14 protein-coding genes and 1 pseudogene are annotated in these 14,221 nt (G+C 39.0%); 8 read left to right on the plus strand and 7 right to left on the minus strand.

What is annotated here, in order from left to right; translation table 11 throughout:
• Positions 1-75: 75 nt before the first annotated feature.
• A complete protein-coding gene (locus MKL51_RS03050; RefSeq protein ID WP_000343018.1) occupies positions 76-1,284 on the plus strand; it encodes an IS256-like element ISAba26 family transposase in 1,209 nt (402 codons plus the stop codon).
• A gap of 40 nt (positions 1,285-1,324) precedes the next feature.
• Here MKL51_RS03050 and bfr read toward each other — a convergent pair whose 3' ends face one another.
• Together bfr and MKL51_RS03060 are read right to left on the minus strand one after the other, a co-directional pair.
• Entirely contained in the window at positions 1,325-1,789 is a 465-nt protein-coding gene (bfr, locus tag MKL51_RS03055) for a heteropolymeric bacterioferritin subunit Bfr (protein ID WP_005067113.1), read from the minus strand.
• 243 nt (positions 1,790-2,032) lie between these two features.
• Positions 2,033-2,227, minus strand: coding sequence for a bacterioferritin-associated ferredoxin (locus MKL51_RS03060; RefSeq protein WP_000289091.1), 195 nt, complete (start codon positions 2,225-2,227; stop codon positions 2,033-2,035).
• Between the two features lie 102 nt (positions 2,228-2,329).
• On the opposite strand from MKL51_RS03060, the pseudogene MKL51_RS03065 reads away from it, so the two are divergent.
• A pseudogene (locus tag MKL51_RS03065) lies at positions 2,330-2,457 on the plus strand (hypothetical protein).
• Here MKL51_RS03065 and MKL51_RS03070 read toward each other — a convergent pair.
• The 5 genes from MKL51_RS03070 to gmk all read right to left on the minus strand — a co-directional run bounded on the left by MKL51_RS03070 (position 2,447) and on the right by gmk (position 6,272).
• Positions 2,447-2,830, minus strand: coding sequence for a RidA family protein (locus MKL51_RS03070; protein WP_002116996.1), 384 nt, complete (start codon positions 2,828-2,830; stop codon positions 2,447-2,449). The pseudogene MKL51_RS03065 and the gene MKL51_RS03070 overlap by 11 nt on opposite strands.
• 146 nt (positions 2,831-2,976) lie before the next feature.
• On the minus strand, positions 2,977-5,082 hold the full coding sequence (locus MKL51_RS03075; RefSeq protein ID WP_017481720.1) for a RelA/SpoT family protein: 2,106 nt from the start codon (positions 5,080-5,082) through the stop codon (positions 2,977-2,979).
• Positions 5,083-5,100: 18 nt separating this feature from the next.
• Complete coding sequence (locus MKL51_RS03080; RefSeq protein WP_107908592.1) at positions 5,101-5,253, minus strand: hypothetical protein; 153 nt, start codon at positions 5,251-5,253, stop codon at positions 5,101-5,103.
• 38 nt (positions 5,254-5,291) lie between these two features.
• Positions 5,292-5,570, minus strand: a complete 279-nt coding sequence (gene rpoZ / locus MKL51_RS03085) for a DNA-directed RNA polymerase subunit omega (RefSeq protein WP_002116990.1) — start codon at positions 5,568-5,570, stop codon at positions 5,292-5,294.
• A gap of 72 nt (positions 5,571-5,642) precedes the next feature.
• Positions 5,643-6,272, minus strand: a complete 630-nt coding sequence (gene gmk / locus MKL51_RS03090) for a guanylate kinase (protein ID WP_005804544.1) — start codon at positions 6,270-6,272, stop codon at positions 5,643-5,645.
• 122 nt (positions 6,273-6,394) lie between these two features.
• Here gmk and ispH point away from each other — a divergent pair, with 122 nt between their 5' ends.
• From ispH to MKL51_RS03120, 6 genes are all read left to right on the plus strand, one after another.
• A complete protein-coding gene (gene ispH / locus MKL51_RS03095) occupies positions 6,395-7,345 on the plus strand; it encodes a 4-hydroxy-3-methylbut-2-enyl diphosphate reductase (protein ID WP_270904175.1) in 951 nt (316 codons plus the stop codon).
• A 169-nt stretch (positions 7,346-7,514) separates the two neighbouring features.
• Positions 7,515-7,988, plus strand: coding sequence for a pilus assembly FimT family protein (locus tag MKL51_RS03100; RefSeq protein ID WP_017481718.1), 474 nt, complete (start codon positions 7,515-7,517; stop codon positions 7,986-7,988).
• Complete coding sequence (gene pilV / locus MKL51_RS03105) at positions 7,982-8,542, plus strand: type IV pilus modification protein PilV (RefSeq protein ID WP_079381023.1); 561 nt, start codon at positions 7,982-7,984, stop codon at positions 8,540-8,542. The genes MKL51_RS03100 and pilV overlap by 7 nt, the downstream gene beginning before the upstream one ends.
• Positions 8,542-9,543: a PilW family protein gene (locus MKL51_RS03110; RefSeq protein WP_017481717.1), complete on the plus strand. Its 1,002-nt coding sequence runs from the start codon at positions 8,542-8,544 to the stop codon at positions 9,541-9,543. The genes pilV and MKL51_RS03110 overlap by 1 nt, the downstream gene beginning before the upstream one ends.
• On the plus strand, positions 9,540-10,349 hold the full coding sequence (locus MKL51_RS03115; protein WP_017481716.1) for a PilX N-terminal domain-containing pilus assembly protein: 810 nt from the start codon (positions 9,540-9,542) through the stop codon (positions 10,347-10,349). The genes MKL51_RS03110 and MKL51_RS03115 overlap by 4 nt, the downstream gene beginning before the upstream one ends.
• An 11-nt stretch (positions 10,350-10,360) precedes the next feature.
• Positions 10,361-14,215, plus strand: a complete 3,855-nt coding sequence (locus tag MKL51_RS03120) for a PilC/PilY family type IV pilus protein (protein WP_017481715.1) — start codon at positions 10,361-10,363, stop codon at positions 14,213-14,215.
• The last annotated feature ends 6 nt before the right edge of the window (positions 14,216-14,221 follow it).

The following is a 14,221-nucleotide window of genomic DNA, read 5'->3' on the forward strand; positions in this document are numbered from 1 at the left end:
GGGACTGTTCTAAATTTTGTGTAAGTACTTAATTTTCATTTATCCTTCAGAGGATAATTACAAAAGGTACTTCACATGGATGAAGCAACAATCAAAAGTATGGCTGCCGAATTGGCTAAAGGTCTAAAAACACCAGAAGACTTAAACCAAATGACAGCAGTCTTTAAAAAATTCATGATTGAAACTGCACTCAATACTGAACTTTCAGACCATCTCGGTTATGAAAAGCATCAGCCCAAGAAAGGCTCAAATAGCCGTAATGGGTTTAGTTCTAAAACCATTACAACTCAAGATGGACAACTGGCTTTAGATATTCCCCGTGATCGAGAAGGTTCATTTGAGCCACAAATTATCAAAAAGCACCAAACACGCATCACCAGTATGGATGACCAAATCCTCTCACTGTATGCAAAAGGAATGACTAATAGGGAAATTGTAGCCTTCTTCAAAGAAATGTACGATGCCGATGTGTCAGCATCTCTCATCAGCAAAGTTACCGATGCTGTGATTGAGCAAGTGACTGAGTGGCAAAATAGAGCCTTAGATAGCCTTTATCCTGTTGTCTATCTTGACTGTATTGTTGTCAAAGTCCGTCAGCACTCCAATGTGATTAACAAGTCCGTATACCTTGCTTTAGGCATCAATATGGATGGGCAAAAAGAATTACTGGGTATGTGGATTGCTCAGACAGAAGGTGCCAAATTCTGGCTGTCAGTCATGACAGAGCTAAAAAATCGAGGAGTACAGGACATTCTTGTTGCCTGTGTAGATGGATTAAAAGGCTTCCCTGACGCGATAGCCTCTGTTTACCCTCATACTGATATTCAACTGTGTATCGTGCATGTTGTACGCAATAGCCTGAGATTTGTAAGCTGGAAAGACTACAAAGCTGTTACGTCGGGTCTGAAAGCGATTTATCAGGCAAGTACAGAGGAAAATGCTTTAAAATCCCTAGACATCTTCTGTGATCAATGGAATCACCAGTATCCCAAAATTGGAGAATCCTGGCGGGCCAATTGGGAAAATATCCGAACGATCTTTAGCTATCCAGCCGAAATACGTCATGCAATTTATACAACAAATGCGATTGAGTCGTTGAATAGCGTAATACGCCATTCAACGAAGAAAAGGAAAATCTTTTCATCTGATGACTCAGTAAAGAAGGTCATTTACTTAGCAACATCAAATGCTGCGAAGAAATGGACGATGCCAATTCAAAATTGGCGTTTAGCAATGAATTGGTTTACGATTCAGTTCGATGATCGATTAAAAGATCATTTATAAAAAATGGAACTTACACAAAATAATTTACAGGCTCGAGAAATTACATTTGGCTCTGGATATAATTTTCAATACCAACATTGCCAATAAGATCAATTTGAGTATCTAGCCAGTCCCAGTATTCTTCTTCTTTTTCTAGAATTTCTTGAACAAGGTCACGAGTGACATAATCTTGCTCTGTTTCAGCTAAAGCAACCGCTTTTTGAATTGCTTCTATATTTTCTTTTACTTTACGAATGTCACAGTGCAGAACTTCTTCTGTGTGTTGACCAATATAAAGCTTACCTAAATGTTGAAGGTTAGGTAGTCCTTCTAAAAATAAAATACGTTCAATGATTTTATCTGCATGCTTCATTTGACGAATTGATTCTTTATATTCAGCAGAGCCAAGCTGCTCAATTCCCCAGTCATTAAACATGCGTGAATGTAAAAAGTATTGATTAATTGCAGTTAAATGATGATACAGCACTTGGTTAAGCTGATTAATGACATCACGATTGCCTTTCATTGTAGCTACTCCAAAACAATTTCTGCCTCAAACTTAATTAAGGCAATCTATAAATCCATTTTAGTGAACAATCATGGAGATGGCGAGTAATTTATGGAACAGCAAATGAAAATCGCAATCAAAAACAACACAATATTAAAAAGGAGGTTTTTATGTCAAAAAAAACCGCTTGAATGAGGAACTATAAAGGTTCCGCAAAAAGCGGTGGAGGAGTCAATAAATTTTGTTAAATATTAATTTTTATTATGCAGCTACAGAAATGCGAGCAGCGATTTCTGCTAATTCTTCGCTAATAATAGCGCGAGCTTCTGGTGCACAGCGTCCACAGCATGTACCAAGATCAAGCAAATCGCGAATTTCACGATAGCTTTCAGCGCCATTTTCAATAGCGTCTTTAATATCCTGATCGGTAATGCCACGACACAAGCAAACGTACATGGGAGTGATCCCCAAATATAAATGCGATAATTGATATTATTGATAATTATTATCGTTTGTCAATGAAATTCATTTAAAATCTCATTTATCATTATTGGGATTTTGGATAAAAAAATACCACCTAAGCGGAAATCTAAAAAGAATTTAGATTTTTATGCCAAGGTGGTTCGTTTTTTAAAAACTAAATATTTAAAATTGGATAGTTTGAAAATTTATATCTTATTGATTAATAATTACAATTCCGTCCATTTCCACTAGTGCGCCTTTTGGCAAGCTTGCTACACCAAGAGCTGCACGTGCAGGGTAGGGCTGAGCAAAATATTCACCCATAATTTGGTTTACGAGTTGGAAATTTGATAGATCAGTTAAAAAAATATTGAGCTTAGCAATATCTGCAAGTGAACCACCAGCAGCTTCACAAACTGCTTTTAAATTATCAAATACACGGCGAATTTGAGCTTCGATACCTTCTACAAGTTCCATACTGTATGGGTCTAAACCAATTTGCCCTGAAAGATATAGCGTATTGTCTACTAAAATAGCTTGAGAGTATGTGCCGATAGCAGCAGGGGCATTTTCAGTATGAATGACTTGGCGGGACATTTGGTTCTCCTTGATTAAATCTATTTCCATCATAATCGATGATAGCTTTGGACAAAAGTATCATCGATTTAATTGATTAAGTGAATTTGGAAAGTTTGATTTTGTTAAGGAAACAAAAATTTATAACCAATAGTCTCTATAAAGATTTAACTTACTTTTGAAATTTCCATTTGTGGAGCAGGGGCATCTAAACGTTCAATGCGCGGGAAACCATAGTGCATGCGTAAATCACGAATGACTTTTGCAATATGCTTACGGTTATTCACTACAATATTCACAAAAGTTCTTTGCTCATTTGAGTGAACCATCTCTACACCAGCATTGTTTTTACGACATTGATAGATCAGGTCTGATACTTGTTCATCATTCATCGCCATATAAATAGCAAGGTACGCTGTAAAACGGACATCATCTACATCATCTGCTTTCCATTGAAGCGGCATGATATTTTCAGGATGTAGATGTTGTTCATGTAGCAAATTATGACAGCGAATACGATGCACAATTAACCCGCGACGTGTTAAATGTCCTTGAATTGGATCGCCTAGAATAGGGTTGCAGCAGTGTGCATATTTAACATCGACCCCTTCAGTGCTTTGAATAAGTCGATCTGAGTTTTCTACTTGCGGATGTTTGTCATGAGCAAACAAGTGATTTGCTACAAGTTGAGGTAGTAAATCGCCAACCGCAATTTGTTCAAACAATGTATTTTTGTTATCGATATGGCGCCATTGCAATAGATCTAGCCAGTCAGCTTCAGAAAGATCATTGATTGAACGATTAAAAAGTTTTAGTGCACGAGAAAGTGCTTGTGCACCAACAAGGCGTTGTTCTTCAATATCTTGATCTTTAAGCACATGCTGTAATGCACGACGCGCTTTTTGCGTATTAATAAAGCTTAGCCAGTCTGGGTTTGGTGTCGCTAAAACATCCGTAATAATCTCGATAACCTGACCACTAACTAATGGTGTAGAGAGTGGTTTAATCTCTCCATCGACTTTTGCACCAACCGCATGGTTACCTAAAAATAAGCTAGCTGAATAAGCAAAATCAACTACGGTAGCGCCTTGCGGTAGCTCATGCAGTTGACCGTGTGGTGTATATACCCAGATTTTTTCTTGGTGTAGATAATCAAGCAAATCATTAAAAGTTGTTTTAGCACATTCACCGTCAATCAATGTATTTAAGTTCTGCATTGAAGCCTGAATAGCAGAGCGGCAAGTTTGTGGCGCATTTTCACCTAAAACCACCCCAAAACGGGCAGCTTTACGCATGAGCTCGGTTTGAATGGTAAGAGATAGAGTCGTTTTTTCGCCTTTAAGTTTAATCAATAAAGACTGATTACCACCAGGTAAGGGGCGACGAATGTGGTCTTGGTACTGGATAACCTGAAAATTTTCTCTTAATGCTTCTTCTAAGCGGTCACAGTCGGCAATGCTTTGCAGAACAATTTCAAAAGCATGACTATGGGTAAGCTCTTGGAGATCCATCTCGTTTTTAACGAAATGGCGTAATAATTCGATATTATTATTTTTCTTTTTAATACGGCCTTGAATATGATAATTATGCAGAAGTTCAGCGAGGTTTTGTTCCCAAATACTTTGATATTTACAGCGTTCTGGTTTTGTTTGAAGCAAAGCATTTTGAACGTTATCAAACATATCTAGATCAAGGTTTTGATAACAGAGATTCTCTAGATTATCGCCCATTTCATTCATGCCGACTAATCTTGCCATCGGTACAAATATATCAAAAGTTTCTTGAGCAATGCGGGCACGTTTGTCTGGACGTAAAGCCCCTAGAGTTGTCATATTATGATAGCGATCTGCTAATTTAATAATGATGACACGTGGATCTTGTAAAGTTGCTTGCAGAATTTTTCGGAATGAAGCTGCCTTGTTATATTCTTTATCGCTAGATTGGCTAAGTTTGGTTACACCATCGACTAGCTCTGCAACTGTTAGGCCAAACTTGTCAATAATATCTTCTTTTGTATATTGAGTATCTTCAATAACATCATGCAAAAGTGCTGCCATTAAAGTTTCAGCATCTAAACGCATGTTTGCAAGAATGCAGCTTACAGCAATCGGATGTAGAATATAGGGCTCACCACTTTTACGTGTAATGCCAGTATGCGCTAGATCGGCAAAATCGCAGGCAGCAAGCACTTTTTCGACTTCTCTTACCGATAAGTAAGGGTCGATAATTAATTTGAGCTGTTGCTTGGCTTGGCTGACCTCTTCGCCTGGCATAAATCACCCTTTTTCCTATTACTGAAAAACTAAATCTATCTGCTTCTTAATGAAAAGCATATTGCGGAACTTGTCAATTTTTTCATTTGAAAAAGTGTATTTTTTTTTCAATGAAAATAATTGCTTTTCCCAATATGTTTGAATATGGCGCAAAGCCAAATAAAAAACCATCGCAGAAAAACGATGGTTTTTTTATGAAACAAAATGAATTAGAAAGAAAAACCTTCTAAATTCAAGCTGTTTGTAGAAAGGGCAAGATCAAGACTAGAAGTTTGGTAATCTTGCTCACGTTGTTTAAGAATTTCTTTCGTAACGTGCCCTGCCGCGATTTCGCGCAAAGAAACTACAGTCGGTTTGTCGTTATCCCATTCTACAGTTGGCTCCATGCCTTGACGTGCCAATTGACGAGCACGTTTACTTGCAACGAGCACAAGCTCAAAACGGTTGTCTACATGATCTAAACAATCTTCAACGGTGACGCGTGCCATAAAAGTTCTCGTTCTGGAATGGTAAATTTGAACAGACTAAATAGTATAAAAGGCTTTCGATCTAGACTCAAGTTATTCCTGTTTTGGTTGAGGAGTAATCAAGTCCTGAATTAAAGCTTGATGACGTTTTGCTTGCTGAGATAGCACCAAACGGTTCGCTGTAATCACAGCTTCAAGCTCATGTAAGGCTTTATTAAAATCATCATTGATAATGATGTAATCAAAGTTCGTGTAGTGCTGCATATCTTCAACTGCACAGCTTAAACGATGCTCAATGACTTCAACTGAGTCAGTGCCGCGATTAGATAAACGCTGACGTAAATCAAATTGAGTTGGAGGTAAAATAAATATTTGCTTGGACTCAGGGAAAAGTTTGCGTACTTGTTCTGCACCTTGCCAATCAATTTCAAGTAAGACATCGTGTCCTTGAGCTAACTGTTGTTTTACCGTAGCTTGAGAAGTGCCATAGTAGTTACCAAATACTTCAGCGTATTCGATAAATCCATCATGGTTGACTTGGTCTAGAAATTCATCTTTTGTAGTGAAGTGATAGTGAACACCATCTAACTCACCGGGACGTTGACCTCGGGTTGTATGCGAGACTGAAACATGTAAATTGCTCACACGGTCAAGCAGGGCTTTTACCAAAGATGTTTTGCCCGTTCCTGATGCAGCAGAAACGACAAACAATAGACCCGACATGATATTTTTCCTGATATGATAAAATATCTTCGCTATTGTAGTGTACCGTGCGTTTAAACTGAATAGTTTTAATTGCAAATATTCAAGAGAAATTCCCCTGTTTTATTAATTTTGAGGCTGTTATGGAAATTGTGTTAGCTAATCCGCGTGGTTTTTGTGCCGGTGTTGATCGAGCCATAGCAATCGTCAATCGGGCTTTAGAATGTTTCAACCCTCCTATTTATGTACGTCATGAAGTTGTACACAATAAATTTGTGGTAGATGACCTACGTCAAAGAGGGGCCGTTTTTGTTGATGAACTAGATCAGGTTCCGGATGACTCAATTGTAATTTTTAGTGCGCATGGTGTTTCAAAAGCAGTTCAACAAGAAGCTGAACGCCGAGGTTTAAAAGTTTTCGATGCGACTTGTCCTTTAGTGACCAAAGTTCATATTGAAGTGACTAAATATGCGCGTGAAGGTACTGAAGCTATTTTAATTGGTCATGAGGGGCACCCGGAAGTCGAAGGTACAATGGGGCAATATGACAAATTAAAAGGCGGTGATATTTATCTGGTTGAAGATGAAGAAGATGTTGCTGCACTTACCGTACGACATCCTGAGAAACTTGCATTTGTAACTCAAACAACGCTTTCTATTGATGATACAGCTAAAGTTATTGATGCTTTGCGTGCTAAATTTCCGCATATTCAGGGTCCGCGTAAAGATGACATTTGCTACGCAACTCAAAACAGACAAGATGCTGTACGTGATTTAGCTGAAAAGTGTGATGTGGTTTTAGTTGTAGGTTCACCTAACTCATCAAATTCAAATCGATTACGTGAGCTTGCAGAGCGTATGGGTAAAGCCGCTTACCTTGTAGATAATGCTGAACAGTTAGAGCAGTCATGGTTTAATGAGACGTGTAAAATTGGTGTTACTGCTGGTGCCTCTGCGCCAGAAATTTTGATTAAACAAGTGATTCAACGTTTACAAGATTGGGGTGCTCAAGCACCGAAAGAATTAGATGGGCGTGAAGAGAATATAACCTTTAGTCTTCCTAAAGAATTACGCATTCATGTGACTCAAGCGTAAAGTGTGATGTATTTAACATACTGATTTTAAAAAGTTAAACAGATAATTGTTGATATGACAGTTATCTGTTTTTTTATACCCTTTATCTGCTTTGTATTTGTTTTGTAAACATAAGACGTAAAATTTAATTAATAAATAAAAAATTTTAAAGTTTATTTGGGGTATGGGGATGAGGGGAATTATTCCGCAAGATGGGTTCACCTTGGTTGAGCTTATGGTGACGATTGCGGTCATGGCTATTATTGCGATGATGGCTGCACCATCTATGTCGAATTTATTAGAAAGCAAACGACTAGATGGAAACCAACGAGATCTAATCAATACTTTATCGGAAGCAAAGAGCCAAGCCATACTTGGTCGACAAGATGTTTCTATTAATCTGAATTCAACAGCTTTAAATAATCCCACTTCCTTGAATTGGAAAGCTGATTCCAATAACAGTCTTGAACTTAAAAATATCGCTGCTGATGGTACGCAGAGTTCATTAACAGCGACGACTTTAACTTTTAATGCGAATGGGGTGATAACCAATATCACCCAAGACACACTTTTATCTATTTGTAATTCAAAAATAAATAAAAAGAAAATTCTTATTTTAACAAAGCTTGGCACATTAATTTTTAAAGCTGAGGAGACATGTTAATGCAGGGCTCTAAACGAAAAGCTCAAGTTGGGGTAGGTTTATTAGAAGTGTTGGTTGCCTTAATTTTAATTGCGATAGGGGTTTTAGGATATGTTGCCTTGCAAGTTCGGGCTATGGATGCTTCCTCAGAGGCATTAAGCAAATCTCAAGCGATTATGATCATGAGAGGATTAGCAGAAAACATTCGCGTAAATAGTTCTCAAGCTAGTCAATATCCCGCATTTGTCCGTAGTTATAGCAATTATTCATCTACCACCGCAGCTCCTACGTTGTGTTTCAATGCAGCTTGTACACCTTCTCAGCTTGCCCAATTTGATGCATATCAAGCAGCAAGAAATGCTGATCAACTTGGCATGAAAATTACAATGACAAATTGCCCAGGGGTTACAAGCACAATGGCCCAGCAGAGGCAATGTTTGTTTGTTTTTTGGGGAAAAACCGCTCCAGTAATTACAACAAATGAGGGAGTCACGAGCGCGGATGTGTCGAGCTGTATGAGTACAAATGGCGTTTATGTCAATAATTCGAACTGTTTAATGATGGAGGCATATTAATGGCTCACTCATTTGTATTATGGAAACAACGAGGCTTTACATTAATTGAGCTGATGGTTGCATTGGCTTTAGGTCTAATTTTAGTAGCCGCGGCAACTCAATTATTTATTGGTGGACTTCTATCAAGTCGTCTACAAAAAGCAAATGCTGAAATACAAGATAGCGGTATTTTTGGCTTGGAATATATTGCCCGTGATATACGCCTTCTAAATTATGGAAATGTAACCAACCCAATATTAACTGATACGACCCCTTGGGGCGGTGTTGTATTAACTGGTTCAACTGCAACCAATAACAACAATGTTAATTTTGTCCCTAACGTTGGAACAAATACCTATATTGCTGACACATTACTTAGTCGTGGTGCAGGTGATACGGTGAGTACTGTGAGTAATCACTGGAAAGGTCTTTCAAATATACAGAACACTTCAAATGCTGCTGTGCAAAGTGATCAGCTGACTATCCAATTTATTGCACCTACGAATATGACCAATTGTGAAGGTGTAAATGTACTTGCAGGTGATTTAATTGTAGAGCGTTATTTTTTACGTCTGGATAGCAATGGTAGTTCCCAGCAAGATTATGCACTTGCATGTGATGCAAATACTCCCTCTACTGTAGCCACAGCTCAACCGACCACTGTTGCTGGGTTAGGCGACGCTGGTCAAATTGTATTGCCGCGTATTGATCATTTCCATGTGCTGTTTGGTGCAAAAAATGCGGCTGGCAATTTTGCTTATTATACCATTCCCCAATATCGCGCTGCTGCACAGGCTGCCCGAGATGCCACACCATCTGTGATGCCGCCACGAATTCTTTCAATACAAATATCTGTATTAGCGCGCTCTACTAATAATGCCCAAAGCAAAGCAATAGATCCTGAGCAATCTTTTTTTATGTTAGATCAAACCGTGCATGCTTCTGATAATACAACTCGATTCTTACGCCGCACTTATAACTTAACAATTGCTCTACGCAACGCGATGGGGGAAAGTCTATGACCCATTTAATTCATAAGAGTAGATCTAAGGAAAAAGGGGCAACCCTTATTGTTGTGCTTATTATTTTATTGATTGTTATTTCTGTAGGCGTTTTAGCAATAAGAGTGGCTATTGTTTCTTTAAAAGTTGCTACCAATAGCCAAGTTAGCCAATTAAATTTTCAGTCATCTGACACTCCTTTAGAACTCATTGTGCAGATGAATCCTACCACCCTAACTAATATTACTAATGTGATTGGTGCCGCGCTTAAAGAGCATGAAAGTAACCCAGGTGCAGAATACAATTTTTGTTATAAGCCTGTTTCTACATCAACAAATTTTGCTCAGACTAGAGGCGCAAGTTTACTTCGAGCAGGAAGTGCCAATAATGCGGTTGTCGAAGATGGCGGAGTGGCGGGTTTCTGCAATTTAACAACTGACTATGGAAGTAATCGTCAAGCAGTGGTTACCCAAGTTGCTGTAAGTGTTCCAACAGATGCTGCTAACGATATTCCAGGTTCAAATTTACCACGAGGAACAAACACCTCGGAAGGTACGCAACTACCTAAAAGCATGTTGTCTACGCAACGTATTCGGGTGATTACAACTGCTTTTTTGCCAGCCTATGCATCTACCTCTATTGAAACTTTACAAAGAGATTGCTTAAGCACGAGTGCAGCAAAAATTAGCGACAATTTTGATACCGCATTAACGGCTAAACAAACATTGGCGGAGTGTTTGGCAAATCATAACGTGCCTTTTAGTACTCAAGTTCAAGAATTTAACTATACCAATAAACTCACTCAAATTACGGCACCAGGTTCATAACGGGGAATATCGTGAAACTAAAATTGAAGAATTTTAAGCCAAATAATTTATGGTATGCCATCTGTTCGAGTTCAGTTGCTTTTACATGGCTAATGACAAGCTCCGTTGTGCAGGCGAGTGATTTACAAATTTATGCTTCACCTACAGCTGGTAAAAAAACTATTGTGATGATGTTGGATACATCAGGAAGTATGACCAACAATAGTTATGGCGAAAACCGTCTGGCCATGCTTAAAAATGGTATGAATGCTTTTTTAGCAAGTAATAATCCTGTTTTAAATGACACTCGTGTGGGGTTGGGAAATTTCTCTGCAAATGGTGATAGCCGAAGTGGGCAGGTTTTAGTGGCTGCTGCTCCTTTAGGAGATGCGAGTACGTTAAATACAGTGGGTTCTCAACGTTATAAATTAAAACAGGCTGTTGCAAATTTAACTGCTGGCGGGTCAACGCCTTCAGCACATGCTTATGCGGAAGCTGCTGCTTATTTGATGGGTACAACGACCTATTCAGAGGCGAATTATGCTATCCGAAAAGATAGCTATATAAAGCGTGTGCGAAAATCTGATAATAGAACGGAATACTCATATTGTATGAATTATCGCGATTCACAAATCGATACCACAAATCTATGGCAACCTTGTCGCTCTAATAGCTATTGGAGTAACTGGTCAACTTCTAATCCGGGTGTGGATACGGCAACTGCTTATGATACTTCGTCGGATTGGACCTATTCTTATACTTATTACTACACCACCTTTAATTATGCTGTAGCAAATGCAGATAGTGGTATCCCAAAATCAAAATCAAACGATACAGCCAGCAATCCCAATATTGTTGTAGATAGAAATGCCTCTAATTTAAATGCTATTTACCAATCTCCTTTACCTGCGGTGACCAATCGCCAGAGTTGTGATGGGCAAGGAATCTACTTTTTATCAGATGGGGAGCCGAACAATACAACAAATACGCGTTCTGCAACTGTCATGTCGACAGCCCTAGGCAGCACTTTGGGAGCAAATTTTACTTGTTCTGGAGGTTTGTCTAACACTACAGCAGACTCTGGTTGGGCCTGTATGGGGGAATTTGCAAAAAGATTATTTGATAAAACAAAAAACCCAGCTGGGGTTTCTATTCAAACAGCATTTGTCGGTTTTGGTAGTGACTTTTCTAGTTTAAGTTCTTCTGATGTAAAAAATGCCTGTCGTTTAAGTTCGAGAACCCAATCTGACCGAAAAGGAGATGATGCGTGTTCACCGAATCAGACCACAAATGCGGTCGCTGCACCTGGTTATGGGAATGGAGGTTTTTTCCCTACCCAAAGTGCGCAAGGTGTAACAGACAGTGTTATCGCATTTATTAATAACTTAGAAAAAGTTCCGTTACAACCCTTAACCACTGGCGCTATCTCAGTTCCTTATGATGCACTAAACCCTAAAAATTTACAGGAATATGGTTACTTACGGGCTTTAGAGCCAAACCCAGCTAACACCTACTTAACATGGCGTGGAAATTTAAAGAAATATCATGTTGTTTTATCAGGGGGCAATGCAGGTGCTTTTGAAGCTAACACTGGTGGGTTGGTTTACAATGCAAGTGGGGCTTTTAGAACGGGTACGAAAGATTATTGGAATAGCTCTAATTATAATGATGGAGGTAACGTCTTTTTAGGTGGTTCATATGCAAAAGTTCCTTTACCAATTGCTGGACAAAATGAAACACGTGATGAAGATGGAAATATCATAAAATATTATTACGCAGTACAAACTAAAATCCGCAACTTATTTACTGATGTTTCCGCTGTTGCGGCAGATGGTAGCTTAACGAAAATATCGACTTCTGGAACTAATTTGCTAAAAATCCCAGCTGCTCCCCCCGAAGGAACTAATCCTTTTGATAGTGTGGCTAATACAGCAAGTTATGTTTTAGGAAAATTTAATGCATCAACTGGACAAGATATTTTAAAAGCTTTCCCGATTGGCTTGAAATTAAAAATATTAAATTATCTAGGTTACTCAACTGATATTAGCGCTACGACTTTACCTTCGTCATTAGTTACATTGAATGAACCCTATTTATCGATGGGCGGTAGTATTCACTCTTTACCAGTACAGCTTACCTATAATGGAACATTAGATGAAAATGGGAATTTAACATCTGCGCGTGCACAATCTATTCTCTATGGAACGATGGAAGGTGGTCTGCATATTGTGGATGCTTCAACTGGTGTAGAACAAATGGCTTTCGTTCCCGCTGATATATTAAATGATCCAGTTGCATCAAAAGCTTTAGTGGTTGGCCAAAGTGACACTACAGCTCCGGCTCACGGTATGGATGGGGCTTGGGTATCTGATCCTGCATATAGTATTACTACAACAGGAAGCGGTAGTTCAGCAGTATCAAAAGTAACTGCAAAGCAAATGAATATTTATGGTGGCATGCGAATGGGGGGCAGCAGTTATTATGGCTTAAATGTCTTAAATCCTGCTTCACCTAAGCTCCTCTTTAGAGTAGGAGCAGACCAAACTGATTATAGTCGTATGGGGCAGAGTTGGTCTAAACCTGTACTTGCAAATATACGTTATAACGGAGTTATTAAACGCGTTATGATTGTTGGTGGTGGCTACGACCAATGTTATGAAAACCCGAATATTACCTTGAGCAATTCTTGCTTTACGAATGGAAAAGCAAAAGGGAATGCTGTTTATATTATTGATGCTAAAACTGGGGAGCGCTTATGGTGGACTAGTGATACAGGCTCTAATATAGATAACTCTAATATGAAGCACAGTATTGTTAGTCGCATTAGTACCTTAGATCGAGATGCTGATGGTTTAGTCGACCATTTATATTTTGGCGATTTAGGCGGGCAAATTTTCCGTATCGATCTTAATAATAACCAGACAAAAACAAATTCAACTTATAGCAGTTTCGGGGTTCGAGTTGTTCGATTAGCCAATTTGGCAACGAATGATGCTACTTATGATAGCTCGAACGACTATACCGCTGGGAATGCGCCGCGTTTTTATGAACCGCCCACAGTGACAATTCACGATTATGGAATCCGCACTTTTATTACTGTCGGTATTGCTTCAGGTGACCGTAGTACACCTTTAGATGTTTATCCGCTTACAGGCCGTGAGGGGATGTCACCAAGTACAGCATTAAGTGGAAGACCTGTAAACAACGTTTATGGAATTATCGATAAAGACTTTATTAAAAAGAATTTAATGTCTTTAACAGATAGCCAGCTTGAAACAAAAGATATTACTCGATCGACGCTTCGAAAAAATCCACAAATTTTACGGTCTGGGGAAACACGAGTAGCACAGATTTTCTTTCCAAACACTGGGGTCGGGCAAAGTGGTTGGTATCGCTCGCTTTCTAGTATGAGCGATGGTACCGAGAAAGCTAATAATAATTTCCGTATTAAAGGTGGGCTAAAAGCTTTTGAAGAGCCTATGGCAATTACAGGGACTTTAATTGTGCCTGTTTATGACCCGCAGGGAACAGGTATTGTAGCGGCAGACCCATGTTTACCCCGTGTAGTAGGTGAAACGGATCAACAGACTTACTGTTTACCATTTGGTGCCTGTCTTAATTCTGATGGGTCAATTGATCAAAATAAAGAGAATGGAAGTGGATTCAAAACACAAACTGGTACTAATTGCCCAGTAGGAGCTTCCGAATGTAATAAAAACGTTATTGGCTCCGGTATTCGTGGCGTAACATTTGTACCAACGGAGGATAACCCACCTGCGACTAATAGTTGTGGGAAATTAAAGCTGTCTGGAAACGAGAGTGGAACGGGCGAGTGGCAATGTACAAGTCACTTAGTTCCTGCGCGCTGGTATGAGCGTTATCGCTAAAGGATG

The organism is Acinetobacter sp. AOR18_HL, assembly GCF_027855145.1.
GTDB classification, from domain to species: Bacteria; Pseudomonadota; Gammaproteobacteria; order Pseudomonadales; family Moraxellaceae; genus Acinetobacter; species Acinetobacter pittii.